The organism is Priestia sp. TRM10 (assembly GCF_057808375.1).
In genome coordinates, this window is record NZ_JBJZOT010000011.1 from 225,542 (window position 1) to 240,996 (window position 15,455).

The 15,455-nt window shown below is 36.6% G+C and carries 14 protein-coding genes; 12 read left to right on the forward strand and 2 right to left on the reverse strand.

Annotation, left to right across the window (positions count from 1 at the left end; translation table 11 throughout):
• The first annotated feature begins 4 nt into the window (after positions 1 to 4).
• The 7 genes from ACK3CR_RS09475 (at position 5) to ACK3CR_RS09505 (ending at position 7,962) form a co-directional block, all read left to right on the forward strand.
• Entirely contained in the window at positions 5 to 1,471 is a 1,467-nt protein-coding gene (locus ACK3CR_RS09475) for an N-acetylmuramoyl-L-alanine amidase (protein WP_243516453.1), read from the forward strand.
• Positions 1,472 to 1,669: 198 nt separating this feature from the next.
• Entirely contained in the window at positions 1,670 to 2,803 is a 1,134-nt protein-coding gene (locus tag ACK3CR_RS09480; RefSeq protein ID WP_328122105.1) for a polysaccharide pyruvyl transferase family protein, read from the forward strand.
• Between the two features lie 20 nt (positions 2,804 to 2,823).
• The gene (locus ACK3CR_RS09485; RefSeq protein WP_328122106.1) at positions 2,824 to 3,918 is read left to right on the forward strand and encodes a glycosyltransferase; all 1,095 of its coding nucleotides are present in this window, start codon (positions 2,824 to 2,826) and stop codon (positions 3,916 to 3,918) included.
• A gap of 3 nt (positions 3,919 to 3,921) precedes the next feature.
• A complete protein-coding gene (pssD, locus tag ACK3CR_RS09490) occupies positions 3,922 to 4,407 on the forward strand; it encodes a PssD/Cps14F family polysaccharide biosynthesis glycosyltransferase (protein ID WP_243516458.1) in 486 nt (161 codons plus the stop codon).
• A complete protein-coding gene (gene pssE / locus ACK3CR_RS09495) occupies positions 4,404 to 4,898 on the forward strand; it encodes a PssE/Cps14G family polysaccharide biosynthesis glycosyltransferase (protein ID WP_243516460.1) in 495 nt (164 codons plus the stop codon). The genes pssD and pssE overlap by 4 nt, the downstream gene beginning before the upstream one ends.
• Positions 4,899 to 4,902: 4 nt before the next feature.
• Positions 4,903 to 6,426 (forward strand): murein biosynthesis integral membrane protein MurJ, encoded by a 1,524-nt coding sequence (gene murJ / locus ACK3CR_RS09500; protein WP_488975294.1) that lies wholly within the window; start codon positions 4,903 to 4,905, stop codon positions 6,424 to 6,426.
• Between the two features lie 486 nt (positions 6,427 to 6,912).
• Positions 6,913 to 7,962, forward strand: a complete 1,050-nt coding sequence (locus ACK3CR_RS09505) for a glycosyltransferase family 4 protein (protein WP_019394862.1) — start codon at positions 6,913 to 6,915, stop codon at positions 7,960 to 7,962.
• A 72-nt stretch (positions 7,963 to 8,034) separates the two neighbouring features.
• On the opposite strand, the gene ACK3CR_RS09510 is transcribed toward ACK3CR_RS09505, so the two are convergent.
• Complete coding sequence (locus tag ACK3CR_RS09510; RefSeq protein ID WP_243516463.1) at positions 8,035 to 9,027, reverse strand: LCP family protein; 993 nt, start codon at positions 9,025 to 9,027, stop codon at positions 8,035 to 8,037.
• 169 nt (positions 9,028 to 9,196) lie between these two features.
• The gene (locus ACK3CR_RS09515) at positions 9,197 to 9,832 is read right to left on the reverse strand and encodes a YigZ family protein (protein ID WP_328122108.1); all 636 of its coding nucleotides are present in this window, start codon (positions 9,830 to 9,832) and stop codon (positions 9,197 to 9,199) included.
• Between the two features lie 468 nt (positions 9,833 to 10,300).
• Between ACK3CR_RS09515 and ACK3CR_RS09520 the strand changes: the two genes are divergently transcribed.
• The 5 genes from ACK3CR_RS09520 to ACK3CR_RS09540 all read left to right on the forward strand — a co-directional run bounded on the left by ACK3CR_RS09520 (position 10,301) and on the right by ACK3CR_RS09540 (position 15,424).
• Complete coding sequence (locus ACK3CR_RS09520) at positions 10,301 to 11,458, forward strand: sensor histidine kinase (RefSeq protein WP_243516467.1); 1,158 nt, start codon at positions 10,301 to 10,303, stop codon at positions 11,456 to 11,458.
• Between the two features lie 35 nt (positions 11,459 to 11,493).
• Positions 11,494 to 12,180, forward strand: a complete 687-nt coding sequence (locus ACK3CR_RS09525) for a response regulator (protein WP_061804744.1) — start codon at positions 11,494 to 11,496, stop codon at positions 12,178 to 12,180.
• Between the two features lie 130 nt (positions 12,181 to 12,310).
• Complete coding sequence (locus ACK3CR_RS09530; protein WP_243516470.1) at positions 12,311 to 13,153, forward strand: DegV family protein; 843 nt, start codon at positions 12,311 to 12,313, stop codon at positions 13,151 to 13,153.
• Between the two features lie 100 nt (positions 13,154 to 13,253).
• Positions 13,254 to 14,726, forward strand: coding sequence for an ATP-dependent helicase ComFA (locus ACK3CR_RS09535; protein ID WP_488975295.1), 1,473 nt, complete (start codon positions 13,254 to 13,256; stop codon positions 14,724 to 14,726).
• The gene (locus ACK3CR_RS09540; protein WP_488975296.1) at positions 14,723 to 15,424 is read left to right on the forward strand and encodes a ComF family protein; all 702 of its coding nucleotides are present in this window, start codon (positions 14,723 to 14,725) and stop codon (positions 15,422 to 15,424) included. Before ACK3CR_RS09535 ends, ACK3CR_RS09540 begins: the two co-directional genes overlap by 4 nt.
• The last annotated feature ends 31 nt before the right edge of the window (positions 15,425 to 15,455 follow it).

The following is a 15,455-nucleotide window of genomic DNA, read 5'->3' on the forward strand; positions in this document are numbered from 1 at the left end:
TTTTATGTGGAAGAAAGTTGTTTCTTGTGCAGCAGCAGGTTTTTTACTAGCTTCTGCGCCGCTTCCGTCTGTTCTTGGAGGCAACGCAAGAGAGGCACATGCAGCAGCAAATTTTAACGATGTTTCAAGTGGTTTTTGGGCGAGTAAGGAAATTAATTTCTTACATTCAAAAGGAATTATTGAGGGGTATAACAATGGTTCTTTTTTACCTAATAACAAAGTTACAAGAGCTCAGGCAGCTAAAATGATCTTAAGTGCTTTAGGGGAAAAAGAACCAACTGTTTCAAACGATGTATTTTCTGATGTTAAAAAAGACCATTGGGCAGCGGGATGGATCAGCTTAGCGAAACAAAAAGGGATTATCAGTGGATACGATGATGGTACATTTAAACCGGAGGAAACATTAACAAGAGCGCAGATGAGTAAACTTCTTGTTAGAACCTTTGAGCAAGAGTATGATCTCTCTGTTAAAGATGATACAGTTGAACCGTTTAGCGATGTATGGATTAATCAAGAATTTCGTCCGTATGTAAGTAAACTTTATCAACACGGAATTACAACTGGAACTGATAGTACCCACTATGGCCCGTATAACAGTGTGAACCGTGCTCAGTTTTCTGTATTCTTAAGTAGAACAATTGAACCGAGCTATCGCACTAGTAGCGCAGAGAGCGGTGATTCATCCACAACTCCTCCAGCAACAACAAGTACATATGGGATTGTAAAAACTGATTCTCTTAATATGCGTAGTGGTCCATCTACAAGCAGTGGGGTTGTTGCTTCTTTAAAGAGAGGGACAAAAGTAGACTATCTTGGGGACCAACAGGGTTATTGGGTAAAAGTCCGTTATAATGGACAAACTGGATATGTACATAAGCTCTACTTAAAACTTAAAAATGAGCAAGGAAGCTCTGTAGCAAACCGAGTGATTGTGCTTGATGCAGGTCATGGTGGAAAAGATCCAGGTGCTAGCGGTAATGGAGTTGTTGAAAAAGAACTTGTGTTAGATGTGGCACAACGTGTTCAGAAAAAGCTTGAAGCTGCTGGAGCAACAGTTATTATGACAAGAACTGATGCAGCAACATATCCAGAGCTTAAAGACCGCACAGACCTTGCGCAAAGCAAATATGCAGATATGTTTGTAAGTGTTCATGCAAACTCAGCGCCTTCAGCACCTTCTGCAAATGGCTCTGAAGTGTACTATGATACATCTCAAAATACTAATGGATCAGAAAGTGCAGTTCTAGCAAAAGAAATTCAAGAACAGTTTGTTTCTTTAGTTGGAATGAACGATAGAGGAACAAAAGATAACGATTTTTATGTTGTGCGTAATACAGATATGCCGAGTGTTCTTGTTGAATTAGGTTTTCTTACAAATTCAGAAGATGCCGCTAAGTTTAAATCTGATTACTATCGCAATCTTTTTGCAGAAGCAATCTACTTAGGAATTAAGAATTACTACAGCTTATAATAGAAAAAGAGAAGGAGAAATCCTTCTCTTTTTTCGTATTTTAATAAGACCATCTCATTGTCCGAGTTTCGACAAAAATTATGGTATCAAAGGTTTAATCCTTTTAGTAAGAGTAGTATAATAAAAAAGTTGACGAATTTCAGCTAAAAACAACATTTTATTATAAATACAACAGAAAGTCGGATAATAGGTGCACACATGATGAGAGTAGGTATTATTGGAAATTACGGGCATGACAATAATGGAGATGAGGCCATTTTGTCAGGCATCTTAACACAGTTAAATACATTAGGTATTCGTAAAGGTGAAATTGTCATTTTTAGTAACAATCCAAGCAATACAGAGTCTCGTTACAACATCAAGGCAGTTCCTCTTTTACATAAGAAAGGTAACTTTATTCTCTCTGTCCTTCATACTGTCAAGCAAAGTTTTAAAATTATGAAAGACCTTGACTTACTTATTATTGGCGGCGGTGGTCTCTTAATGGATATGTATAAAAGAGATGCGCCTCTTTATAGTACGCTCGGTTTACTCGGATACTATGCTAAGTGTAAGGTAGTGATTTATGGAGTAGGAGCTGGCCCTATTACAACAAAGGCAGGAAAGTTTTTTATTAAAACATTAGCAAATAAAGCAGACTCTATCTCAGTAAGAGATATAAAGTCTAAAGAGTTATTAAAGGACATTGGAATCCGAAAAGAGATTGACATTATCGGAGACCCTGCCTTTGCTATTGAACCAGTTCGCAAAAGAAGTAAAACAAATGAGCTTAAAAAAGTAGCTGTTACAGCTGTTCCTTACTTTAGTAAACAATATTGGCCACAGCGAGATGACAGTAAATATGAGGCATATGTAAAAGGTATGGCTCAAAATCTAGATGAACTTATTGAAAAAAAGGGCGCCATTGTCACATTTTTCTCAACGAAGTACCCTCAAGATGTTGAGGTTACAAGAGAGATTTATGATATGATGACATATAAACAGTTTGTCCATCTTGAAGATGAAAACTTGCACCCAGACGAAATTGTTAAGCTTTGTGCAGAGCAAGACTTAATTATCGGGACTAGACTTCATTCTTTAATTTTGTCAGTTGTGGCAAGTACACCTGTGCTTGGCGTTGGTTATCATCATAAGGTGGAGCACTTTCTTCAAGCGCTTGGCAAGGAAGAATATTTTGTAGAGATTGGAGCTTTACAAGAAAAAGATACTTTTCTGCAAAAAGTACAAGCAATGACAAGACAGTGGGATGAGACACAGTGTGCTTATGAAGATCTTTCTGAAACTTTCGCACAGCGTGCTGCAAAAGGGTTAGAAAAGTTAGCGAGAAAATAATACAGTGCGGTGATACGAAAATGAAACCGAAAAAATTACTAGTATTAAGTAATATGTACCCAAGTAAAGAGGCTTTAACATTTGGCATTTTTGTTAAAAACCAAGTGAACGCATTAAGAGAACAGGGACTAGAAGTAGACGTAGTAGCAGTTCAAAACCCAAATATGGGAAAAGCAAATGTATTGAAAAAGTATGGGAAATGGGCGCTCCAAACAGCAGGTAACTTGCTTACAAAAGGGCGTTCTTATGATGCTGTTCATGCTCATTACGTATTTCCAACAGGGATGTTAGCCCTTTTATATAAGAAATTATTTAAATGTAGAATGATTATAACAGCTCATGGTGGAGATATTGATAAAATGGCGAAAAAATCTCCGCGTATTCGTAAGTGGACGGCAAAGATATTAAGAGAAGCAGATCATGTGATTGCAGTTGGAAATGAGCTTTATGAAGAGATTCATGAAAGCTTTCATGTCCCAAAAGAAAAGCTCTCTATTATTAATATGGGCGTGAATCGAGAAGTATTCAAACCTACAGACCAAGGAGTAGCTCGAGAGAAGTTAGATTTGTTGCAGAATGAGCATATTTTCTTGTTTGTGGGCAATTTGATTAAGCAAAAGGGACTAATGGATCTTGTTCAAGCTTATGAGAAACTTCCAAAGGATAATAAACGTCTCATTTTAATGGGAGCAACAAAAGATGTTCGTTTTAGAGAAGAATTGGAAGCTTACATTAAAGATCATAATGTAGGGAATGTAGATATCTTGGAACCTCGAGCACAACAGGAGGTTGCATTATGGATGAGTGCTGCAGATGCCTTTGTATTGCCATCTCATATTGAAGGGTTTGGTCTTGTTGCGTTAGAAGCAATGAGCTGTCATACGCCTGTTGTGGGCACAAATGTAGGTGGTCTGCGTTATTTATTAAATGAAGACAGCGGTATATTAGTAGAGCCGCAAAATGTTTCATCGCTTTTTGAAGGAATGAATAAAGTGTTGACTGATGTTTCTTCTAGAGAACAATTGATTTCAAATGGCGAGAAAAGAGCACAAGAGAATGATCAACAAACGTTAATACGGAAAGTAATCAACGTTTATTCTCCTCTTGGAGGGTAGAAAATGGGAAGAAAGAAAAACAAACAAAAGAAAGTTTTATTTATTGCTTCTGTTGGTGGACATTTAACACAGCTCTTACAGTTAAAACCACTGTTTCAAAAATATGATTATCATATTATTACAGAACGCTCTGTTATTACAGAAGCCCTTCAAAAGGAATATAAAATGTCCTTTCTTGTATATGGGGCTCGTAACTATTTGTTTCGATACTTATTTAAGTTCACTTATAACTGCTTCAAATCGCTGTATCTATTCTTAAGAGAAAAGCCTGATGTTATCGTAACAACAGGAGCTCATACAGCTGTTCCAATGTGCTATATCGCAAAGCTATTCGGAAAGAAAGTTATCTTTATAGAAAGCTTCGCAAAAACAACGACTCCAACAATATCAGGACGTCTTGTTTATCCGATTGCTGATTTGTTTATTGTGCAGTGGGAAACGATGAAAGTACATTATCCAAAAGCAGTGCATGGAGGTTCAATCTATTGATTTTAGTTGTCTTAGGAACTCATGAGCTCCCTTTCACAAGGCTTCTAGAAGCTGTTGAAGAAGCAATAGAAGCAGGGTTAATTCAAGAGGATGTTATTGTTCAAGTCGGACATACACCATTTAATTCAAAACATATGAAGCTTATCGATTTTACAAGCTATGATGAAATGGATCGCTTGTACGATGAAGCAAGAGTCATTATTACGCATGGTGGCACAGGATCAATTACATCAGGTCTTAAAAAAGGAAAGACATTAATTGCAGCTCCTCGGCTTATTAAATATGGTGAGCATAATGATGATCATCAGCTTGAGATTGTTAATCAATTTTCAAGAACAGGTCACCTTATTCCTTGGACAGATGAAGATAATTTTGAAGAGGTCCTTCAAAGAGCTACTCACTTTACACCACAGCCTTTTTATAGTGGGAAAAATAACATTCTCTCACTGATTGAATCATTTATAGATGAGAATGTGAAGGGAAAGAACTAAGGGTATGTCAAAAAAATCGCTTTTAGCTGTAATAGGCGTTGTGGCTCTACTCAATATTCTTTCCCGTTTTTTTGGTTTTTTTAGGGAAGCAGTTATCGGATATCAATTTGGAACATCAGATAAGGCTGATTCTATTATATTAGCCTATACGATTCCAATGTTCCTTTATACTGTGTTAGGAGGAGCTATTACAACGGCTTTTATTAGCATTTATAAAAAGATGACTAAAGAAGACGACAAGCGTCAATTTCAAGAAGTGCTGTTTACTTATACATGTATTGGTATGGCTTTTTTGTCTCTTTTACTTGTTGTTTTTGCAGGCCCAATTGTACAGGTTCTTTTTCCAGGCCTTTCTGCAAAAACGGAAGAGACAACTGTTTACCTATTTAGATGGATGGCTCCGTCATCTCTTTTTCTTGTGTTGTCAATGTGGCTAACAGGAATTCTAAATATTTATAATCGGTTCTTTATGCCAGCATGTTCAACATTAGCTAACAATGCTGGTTTTGTTGTACTCGTACTTATTCTGTACCCTTTCCTTGGGATCGATGCGTACAATGTAGGAGCTCTTGCAGGCGCAATTGTAATGTGTATTTTGTTAGCTATTGAAATTAAAAAGTATAATATCATGACATTCCGCTTTCGCTTAAGTATGAAAGAAGGAGCGTATGTCCAACGGTTTTTTAGAATGATGGTTCCCATTTTGTTAGGAGGAGCAACACTACAGTTTTATTTTTTAATTCAGCGTATGTTTGCTTCTGATTTAAACGAAGGGGTCATTGCAGCTTTAAACTATGCTTCAAAGCTTGTTCAGCTACCACAAGTAGTTCTAATGACAGCTGTTACAACCGTTATTTATCCAAAACTTGCAGGTGAAGCATCTAAAGGAAATAGTGAAGGTGTCAATCTGATGTATGAAAAAGGACTAAAAGCGCTTCTTTTATGCATTGGAGGGGCTACAATTTTTGTTTATGTATATGCCCATGAAATTATTGAAGCTGTATTTCAATATGGTTCTTTCACAGAAGATTCTACAATGCTTACAGCAACGCTTTTGAAATGGTTTGTTATTGGAATGTTCGCACATGGAGCAAATGTTTATGTGACGCGCTTTTTCTATGCTTTAGAGCGTCCATTCTTCCCGGTAGTAAGTGGGATTATTGCTGTTTTTGTAATCAACGTTAGCCTTATCTATCTGTTTATGGAAAGCATGGGAGCTAGTGGTGTTGCTTTAGCAACAACTATCAGTGCATTTGTTCAATTTATGGCTCTTATTATTGTTGGAAAAGGGAAACTAGGGCTTAGTATACGCAGCTCTCTATTAAGCGGTTCTATTTGGATTTTTCTTCTGTTGCTTACAGTTGTTACAGTTCTTATAGGGTGGGGATTACCTATTGAAAACAGCATAGGACGTCTTATTATAGGAGGAATCCTTTTTGTCATCACTGTGTTGTTAGCTGGTGCAGTTACTAAAATCCCTGAGATTTCTTCTTTCTTTAATAAAATGAAGCGCAAAGTGATAAAATAGCCGGAGATTTTCTTCGGTTATTTTTTATGAAAAAATGTCTTCGGCAAGAATAGCTGTAAAAATGATGATCTAAGTGAGCTTTATTATGATTCTATTATTCAGAAAAAAAAGATAGAATTTTGACAGATTAAGAGAAAAAGATTATAGTTTTGTAGAGAGAATAAATTCCTATAAAAACAGCGGTAAGATCCAAAAGTCTAATTAAAAAGGATTTTAGTTACGTTAGTTTTATAATGTCATAGAATTTTTAAATTTTTAGAGCTAAAAATCTTATTTAAGTCATAGATTCTATGTGGTATAATCCTTTTGGTAACTGAAAATCTTCATTGTTAGACCTTTTTATTGGTCAAAAATGCTCTGTAGCTACAAAGAAGTTACAAAACCTGCATAAAAAGACAAAAAAGTGTCTTGTAATACTAACCAATTGAAGATGTTAAGTATTGATTAAGAATTGATTTGGTTAAGATAAGCCTGAGGAGGGTCTACATGTTGTACTTGACCTTGTTTATCTGTTTTATCTCTTCGATTTTACTAACACCTCTTGTAAAGAAGTTAGCTTTCGTCGTAGGGGCTACAGATAAACCAAATAAACGAAAAGTTCATCAGCGCATTATGCCTCGTTTGGGAGGATTAGCAATATTCTTTAGCTTTATCATCGGCTTTTTGATTATGCAACCAGATAATAAATTTGCTTGGCCGATTGTTTTAGGAAGTATCATCATCATTATCACAGGGGTTTTAGATGATATTATTGAGCTATCTGCAAAATATAAGTTAGCGGGCCAGCTTTTAGCAGCGGCTGTTGTTGTTATTTATGGAGATGTAAAAGTTGTATCCATAAACCTCCCGTTTGATGGAATGCTCCACTTTGGGTTTCTAAGTATTCCAATCACAATCTTATGGATTGTAGGAATTACAAACGCCATAAACTTGATTGACGGACTAGATGGGCTGGCTGCAGGTGTCTCATCTATTTGTTTAATTACTGTCTCTGGTGTGGCTATTATGATGAATGATCCATTTGTTGTAACAATGGGTGTTATTACCCTTGGAAGTACATTAGGCTTTTTACTGTACAATTTCCACCCAGCTAAGATTTTTATGGGGGATACAGGAGCCTTATTTTTAGGATATATTATTTCCGTTTTATCTCTTCTTGGTTTTAAAGGAGTAACGGTAATATCTTTTATCCTTCCAATTATTGTTCTCGGTGTACCAATTTCTGATACATTTTTCGCAATTGTGCGTCGTATTGTGAAAAAGCAGCCATTATCAGCACCGGATAAATCCCATCTTCACCACTGTTTAATAAGAGTCGGCTATAGCCATCGTCAAACAGTACTCATTATTTATGCAATGAGCGCCGTTTTTGGTCTAGCAGCCATTATCTTATCAAAAGTGGATATGTGGGCCTCTGTTCTTGTTATAGGAATTTTGCTTATTACAATTGAAATTATCGTTGAAAAAATTGGTCTTGTACATCAAAGTTACCGTCCAATTTTAAATATGGTACGCGGAATGCGAAAAAACGCGTAAAGAAAAAGCACTGACTAGATAGTCAGTGCTTTTTTGTATAAAAAGAACGCCTTCTAGAAGGCGTTCTTTTAGTTAGTTGTTTGAAGAGTCAATCTCCAAATGTTTCTTCAACTTTTTAGATATCTTTTCAACAGAATCATCATTGAGCTTGTAATAATATGTGCCTCCAGGTTGGTAATCTTCACCTTCAAGCGTTAATGTTTCAATATCAAGCTTTGTTCCTTTTGTTGCATAATCATAAAACGAAAGCATATCATTAAAAGTCAAGTTTGTTTTCATGTTGTCCCCAATTGCTTTAATTACACCTTCATATTTGTTGATTGATCCAACAGAAGAAGCTTTATTAACAATGGCTTTCATCACTTCTTGCTGACGCTGTCCTCGGTAAATATCACTATCTTGCTTACGTGTTCTTGCAAAGGCTAATGCTTCTTCACCATTTAATGTTTGAACACCTTTTTCAAGATGGATAGCATTATGCTCATCTTTTGAATTTTTCTCATACATTTCATAAGGTACGTTTACTTTTACCCCATCAAGAGAATCCACAACTTCCATGAATGCTTTGAAGTTTAATTTCACATAATAATCTACAGGAACATCAAATAGTTCTTCAACAGTTTCCATTGTAGCTTTTGAACCACCAGAGGCATGAGCATGGTTAATCTTATTTTTCTTACCTTCTTCAGGAACGTACACGTAAGAGTCACGAGGGATACTCACAAGCTTGACGGACTTTTGTTTTTTATTAAATGTAGCAAGGATAAGACCATCTGTTCTTGTGTTATTTCCATAGTTTCTCTGTTCTGTTTCATCAATTCCCATAAATAAAATAGAGATGTTGTCATCGTTTGGATCAATTGCGCCTTCTCGTAGTGGAGAATGAGCACGATCAATCTTTTCAAATGATTCATCCATTGCAGTTTTTGCTTTAGCAAATAAGTTAAATCCATAAGCGGTGGCGCTTCCGACAACAAGTAAAATAGGTAAAACAAGGAAGATGAATAGTCGTCTTCTTCGCTTGCGCTTGTTTACTTTCTTTTGAAAACGTCTGTATTGAGACATCCTTTGACTCCTTTTAACAAAATTAATAAAATTTTAAGACAGAATAGTTTAATGTTTTCCCGCATGAAAAACATTAAATAGTTTTTTGGTTGTTTTGAGAAATTCACTGTGTTCACTCAAAGCGTTAGATTTCATTTTACAATGTTTCTTCATATTCGTAAACAAGCCTTTAGAGAACGTCTTCTTCTAGGTAGGTATTTTCTCCTTCTTCAATTATTGCCTGTGCATTTGTTAATTCTGTCATCCATTCGACAAAGGAATCAATACGAGGTTCTTCAACATAAACCTCGAATTCAACATTTTCCGCATAGTTCATATTTTTAAGCTTATAAGTAGATGTGCGCAGTTCATTTTCAAGTTTGCCAAGCCAAGTATAGTCTACTTTTATATGCATGACTTTCATTAGGGTTCGCTTAACAATTCCTACAGCATTAAGACCTTCTGATGTTGATTTGCTGTATGCTCGTACTAAACCGCCAGCACCTAGTTTGATACCTCCAAAGTAGCGTGTAACAACAACAACAGTATCTTTTAAACCGCGTTTTTTTAATACTTCAAGCATTGGTACACCTGCTGTTCCACTCGGTTCACCATCATCGTTAGCTTTTTGAAATTGATCGCGCTCTCCTACAAGATAAGCAGAGCAGTTATGGGTAGCATTCCAATGCGTTTTTTTTATGTCTTGGATAAAGTTTTGTGCTTCTTCTTCTGTTTTCACGCGCTGTACATGACAGATAAAGCGTGACTTTTGGATGATAATCTCATGTTCTCCTTGCCCTTTTGCTGTATAATATTCGGTAAGCACTGAGAAAAGTCCCTCCTTTAAAATCATAGGTTAGCTTGAAATCTATACATATTCACCAAAACTATAGTCATGTTTTATGTATTATCGTTTTATTAAATCTATGTTACATTTTGATGTTTTTAAAAAAAAATAGGGAAAGATGTGTGAAAATAGTGTCGTATTTGAACAACTTCACTATGTTCACTTTCTCATTATAATGACAAAAATTGTACTCGGCAAATTAAAAGGAACACGAAATGTCATAAGCGTAGTGGTAAGAGAGCAGGACTTTGACAGGTGCCTATTAAGTTAGTAATAATTTTACTAATAAAGAAACTCTACAACTGACGGAATCCCCATTCCGTGCTATAACGTGAAGTTCACGTTGTGAAAAGTTTAGAAGGATAGAGGCGTGTTGCCTAACTATATGAAACAATGTGACATTCGCATGTTACATTTGTCCAAAAAAGCTTGTCTTGAGGTGAAAAGATGTCGAAACAGAAATTGACAAGCCGAGTATTAGATGAAATTTTTGAACGAATTATTTATACAGTTGACAACAGCAAAGGTGAGATTCACCGTATTGCTGAAGATTCTCGCAAAGAATTCGAGCAATTGCACCACGAACTTGAACAGTTAAAAAGAAAAGTGCTTGAAACTATTGCAGAAGGTGATCGTCTTGAAATAAACGTGCGTGCTGCAAGAGCAAGACTCTCTGATGTGAGCCGCCATTTTAAAATTTATGACGAAGTGGAAGTAAAGGAAGCCTATGAGAAAGCACACAATTTCCAAACAAAGCTTATGGTCAATCGTCAGCTTGAAAATCAGCTTAAACAAAGACGTGATGAAGTTGAAAGACGGCTTCTTACGTTAACAGAGACGATTGAACGAGCTGAACATCTTGTGTCGCAAATCTCGGTGATTTTATCGTACTTAACAGACGATCTCCAACAGGTTGGAGAGATTGTTGAGGATGCCATTCAAAAAGAGTATTTTGGTTTCCGAATTATTGAGGCTCAAGAAGAAGAGAGGAAACGTTTGTCCCGCGAAATTCACGACGGTCCTGCTCAAATGCTTGCTAACGTTATGATGCGTTCAGAACTAATTGAGCGAGTCTATCGTGAAAGAAGCCCTGATGAAGCAATGAAGGAAATTAGAGACTTACGGAAGATGGTTCGCTCAGCTCTCTATGAAGTAAGGCGAATTATTTATGATTTAAGACCGATGGCACTAGATGATTTAGGGCTCATTCCCACTTTAAGAAAATATATTAGTACTGTTGAAGATTACAATGATGGTAAACCACAGATTTCATTCACGTCACTTGGGTCTGATAAAAGGATGCCGCCAAAACTTGAGGTTGCTTTATTCCGTCTCGCTCAAGAATCGATTACAAATGCTATTAAACACGCCGATGCAAACTATGTGACTGTCAAAATTGAAGTGTGTGATAGCCAAGTCGCTCTTGTTGTAAAAGACGATGGAAAAGGTTTTGAAGTAGCAGAGAAAAAAGAGCAATCATTCGGGATTATGGGAATGAAGGAACGAGTGGAAATTTTAGATGGAAAACTAGAAATCAATTCAGCTATAGGCAAAGGTACAAAAGTGATGATTATTGTTCCTCAGTCTCAGCTGTTCCAATCATAAAACGTAGGCACATAGATTTTAGGAGGTAAGAAGATATGGAAACGAAAATAGTAATTATAGATGACCATCAATTGTTCCGTGAAGGGGTAAAACGAATTTTAGACTTTGAGCAAGACTTTGATGTTGTGGCAGAAGGCGATGATGGAGAAGAAGCTGTAAAGCTTGTTGAAGAGTATAATCCAGATGTTGTAATTATGGACATTAATATGCCTGGATTGAACGGTGTTGAAGCAACAAAACAGCTAATTGAAGAATATCCAGATACAAAAGTTATCATTTTATCTATTCACGATGATGAAACATATGTAACGCATGCTTTGCAAACAGGTGCTCTTGGATATCTATTAAAAGAGATGGATGCAGATGCTCTTGTACAAGCTGTGCGCGTTGTAGCAGAAGGTGGTTCATATCTTCATCCAAAAGTAACAAACAGCCTTGTGAATGAGTATCGTCGTCTAGCTTCACAAGCTCAAAATGAACGTAAATATGCGGCAAGAGAAATTGAAATTCGCCGTCCGCTTCACCTTTTAACTCGTCGTGAGTGTGAAGTATTACAGCTTTTAGCTGATGGTAAAAGCAACCGCGGAATTGGTGAAACATTATATATTAGTGAAAAAACAGTTAAGAACCATGTAAGTAATATTCTACAAAAAATGAATGTTAATGATCGAACTCAAGCTGTTGTTGTAGCTATTAAAAATGGCTGGGTAAGCGTTCTGTAAAGGAAGAATAGTCAAAAGGGTGAGGCACATTGTCTCACCTTTTCTTTCACATGGAGTAAAAATACATAATAATGGGTATTCTTTCTTTAGAAAGATTTTATACATAGGAAAAATCTGAGGAGGAGCATGAGTGAAAACGGCAATTATTGTTGATAGTACAGCATATATTCCAAAGTCATTGAGAGAAGAAAAGAACATATATAGTATTCCATTAAGCATTATCTTTGATGACAAGCAATATAGAGAAGAAGAGAATATAACTGCAGAAGAGTTTTACGAGAAAGTAAAACAAGAAAAAATTTTTCCTACAACATCACAGCCACCAATTGGCGAGATTGTAGAGTTATTGAAAGAAATAGCAGTTAATTATGATGAAGCAGTATTTATTACGCTCTCAAGTGGTATTAGCGGTACTTATCAAACCGTTCAGTCTGCAGGGAGAATGGTAGAAGGACTGACTGTTTATCCGTATGATTCAGAGATAAGCTGCATGGTAGAAGGGTTTTATGCTCTAGAAGGAGCAGATATGGCTGTTCGTGGCAAAAGTGCAACGGAAATTGTTAAACGTTTTGATGAGATGAAACCGTTTATTAGGGCTTACTTTATTGTGGACGACTTATCACACCTTCAAAGAGGAGGAAGATTGAGTGCTGCACAAGCTCTAATTGGCAGTGTTCTTCAAGTCAAGCCAATCCTTCATTTTGAAGATACAAAAATTGTTCCGTTTGAAAAAATTCGCACAAGAAAAAAAGCTTTAAAACGAGTGTTAGAGCTTTTTCATGAAGATGCTTTTCAAGGGGTGCCAATTGAAGCAACAGTTATTCATGCTAATCGTCCTCAAGAGGCGGAAGAACTTTGTAAAGAGATTGAAAATAAATATCCTAATGTAAATGTTAATATTTCTTATTTTGGGCCTGTAATAGGTACACATTTAGGTGAAGGTGCTTTAGGGCTTGGATGGTACCGTAAATAAAGAGAACGAGCTTTTAGGCTCGTTCTTTTTTATTTTCCCTATGAAGACGTTGATAACAAGTTAAGAGAAGTTGATATAGTAAAAAGAAAAGAGGTGTTTTATGCTTTTTACTGTTGAAGATAATAAGCTTGTCTTCTCTCCTCAAGAGGGTCAACCGATTTCCTATCACTCTACCTACACTTTTTATCCCATAAATGATGCCTACCCTTTTTCACCGAAGCTTCAGGAAGAGTTATCACAACGAAAGTTGCTTCTTACCGAACTTTCAGTTCCATTTGTCACACTTTATGAGCACTATAGAGAAGGATATGTTCAGATTATAAAAGGAATTAATAAAAAAAATGATAGATGTCAATGTAATCGTTGTGGAAATACTGTCTTACAAAATTTCAGTGAATTTCCTTGTTATACCTGTAAAGAGATGTGTTTCTATTGTCGTGCTTGCATTGGAATGGGAAGAATCAGCATGTGCACACCGCTTTTTGTTTGGAGTGGCCCTATCTATAAGAAAAAGGAGCGTTCAGCTTTCTTAGCATGGAACGGTAAACTGTCCGAGATGCAGCAAAAAGGAGCAGAGGCCATTAAAGAGAAAATCAGAGGAAAAGGAGAACTCTTAGTTTGGGCCGTTTGCGGAGCAGGGAAAACAGAAATGCTTTTTGAAGGAATTCATTATGCTCTCTCTCAAGGAGAGAATGTTCTTATTGCTACACCGAGAGCAGATGTTGTACGTGAATTAAAACCTCGTATAGCGCAAGCATTTCCTTACTCTTCTGTTATCGCTTTATATGGAGGCAGTGAAGACAAAGGAAAAAGTGGAGCTATTACGATTTCTACAACTCATCAAATGCTTCGTTATGAAAAAGCATTTGATGTAGTAATTGTAGACGAGGTAGACGCTTTTCCATTCTCATATGACAAAATGCTTCAACAAGCGGTAGAAAAGGTGAAAAAACAGAGTTGTGCAACAATCCTCCTCACTGCAACACCGAATCGTCAGTGGCAGCGGGAAATAAGGAGAGGAAGGAGAGATGCCTTTGTTCTACCTGCGCGCTATCATCGAAGAGAGATACCTGTACCACATATGATTTGGTGTGGAAATTGGAAAAAACAACTCTTAAAAAACGACCTTCCATGGAAACTTAAAAGGTGGTTGAAGGAAAGAAGAGAAAAACAAGTCTTTTTGTTTGTGCCATCGATTGAAGTGATTCCTAAAATTGTGGAAATTATAAAAAAAGGAGAAAAGCGAACAGAAGGAGTTCATGCAGAAGATCATGAGCGAGAGAAAAAGGTGCTACAGTTCCGAAATGGTGAAACACGCATTTTAGTAACAACTACTATTCTAGAAAGAGGAGTAACAGTTCCTAATACAGATGTAGCTGTTTTAGGCGCGGAGGAGGATATTTTTACAGAAAGTGCGCTCGTGCAAATTGGAGGAAGAGTGGGTAGAAGTGCTAATTATCCGAATGGTGATGTTACCTTTTTCCACTTTGGCCGCACTCGAGAGATGGTTCGGGCAAGAAAACAGATTATTTCTCTAAACGAGAAAGCTCGTAAGATGGGGCTTGTTGAATGAATGCCTGTCTATATTGTGAAGGAGTACATATCTCACAGTTTACATTCTCTTACTTTTTAGGAGGGGGAGAAACTGGCCTTTGTGAGCTTTGTCTTAAGAAATGCTTATTTATTAAAGAACCGTATTGTTTGTTATGCGGACGTAGCCTTCTTCATCTTTCTTCACGGTTTATTGATCATGATATCTGTAAGGATTGTGCTGTCTGGAAAACTTCTTCATATAGGGGAATGATGACAAAGAATCGCTCTTTACTTCACTATAATGATTTTATGAAAGAATGGATGAATCGTTTTAAGTTCCAAGGAGACTATGCGCTTTTGCCATCTTTTAAAAAGGAATGGCTTTCCCTTTTCTACCAACACTTTAAGACTTGCTCCCTTATCATTCCTATTCCTCTCTCAGAAGAACGCCATTGTGAAAGAGGGTTCAATCAATCTGAAGCTTTAGCTTCTCTTTTACCTCGACAGATTGTCTCGCCCCTTTCTCGTATTCATACAGAAAAACAGTCCAAAAAGAATAAACAAGAGCGTCTACAAGAAGAGCTTTTTAGCTTCTCTTTCTCTCGGAAACTCAATAATGAAGAGGTTCTCCTCATTGACGATATTTATACAACAGGAGCAACTCTTTATAAAGCAAGTAAGGTGTTAAAACAAAACGGAGCGGGTCTTATTTCAGCAATGACATTAGCAAGAAGTTAAGATAAACAATTGTAAGAACTATCCGATAAGA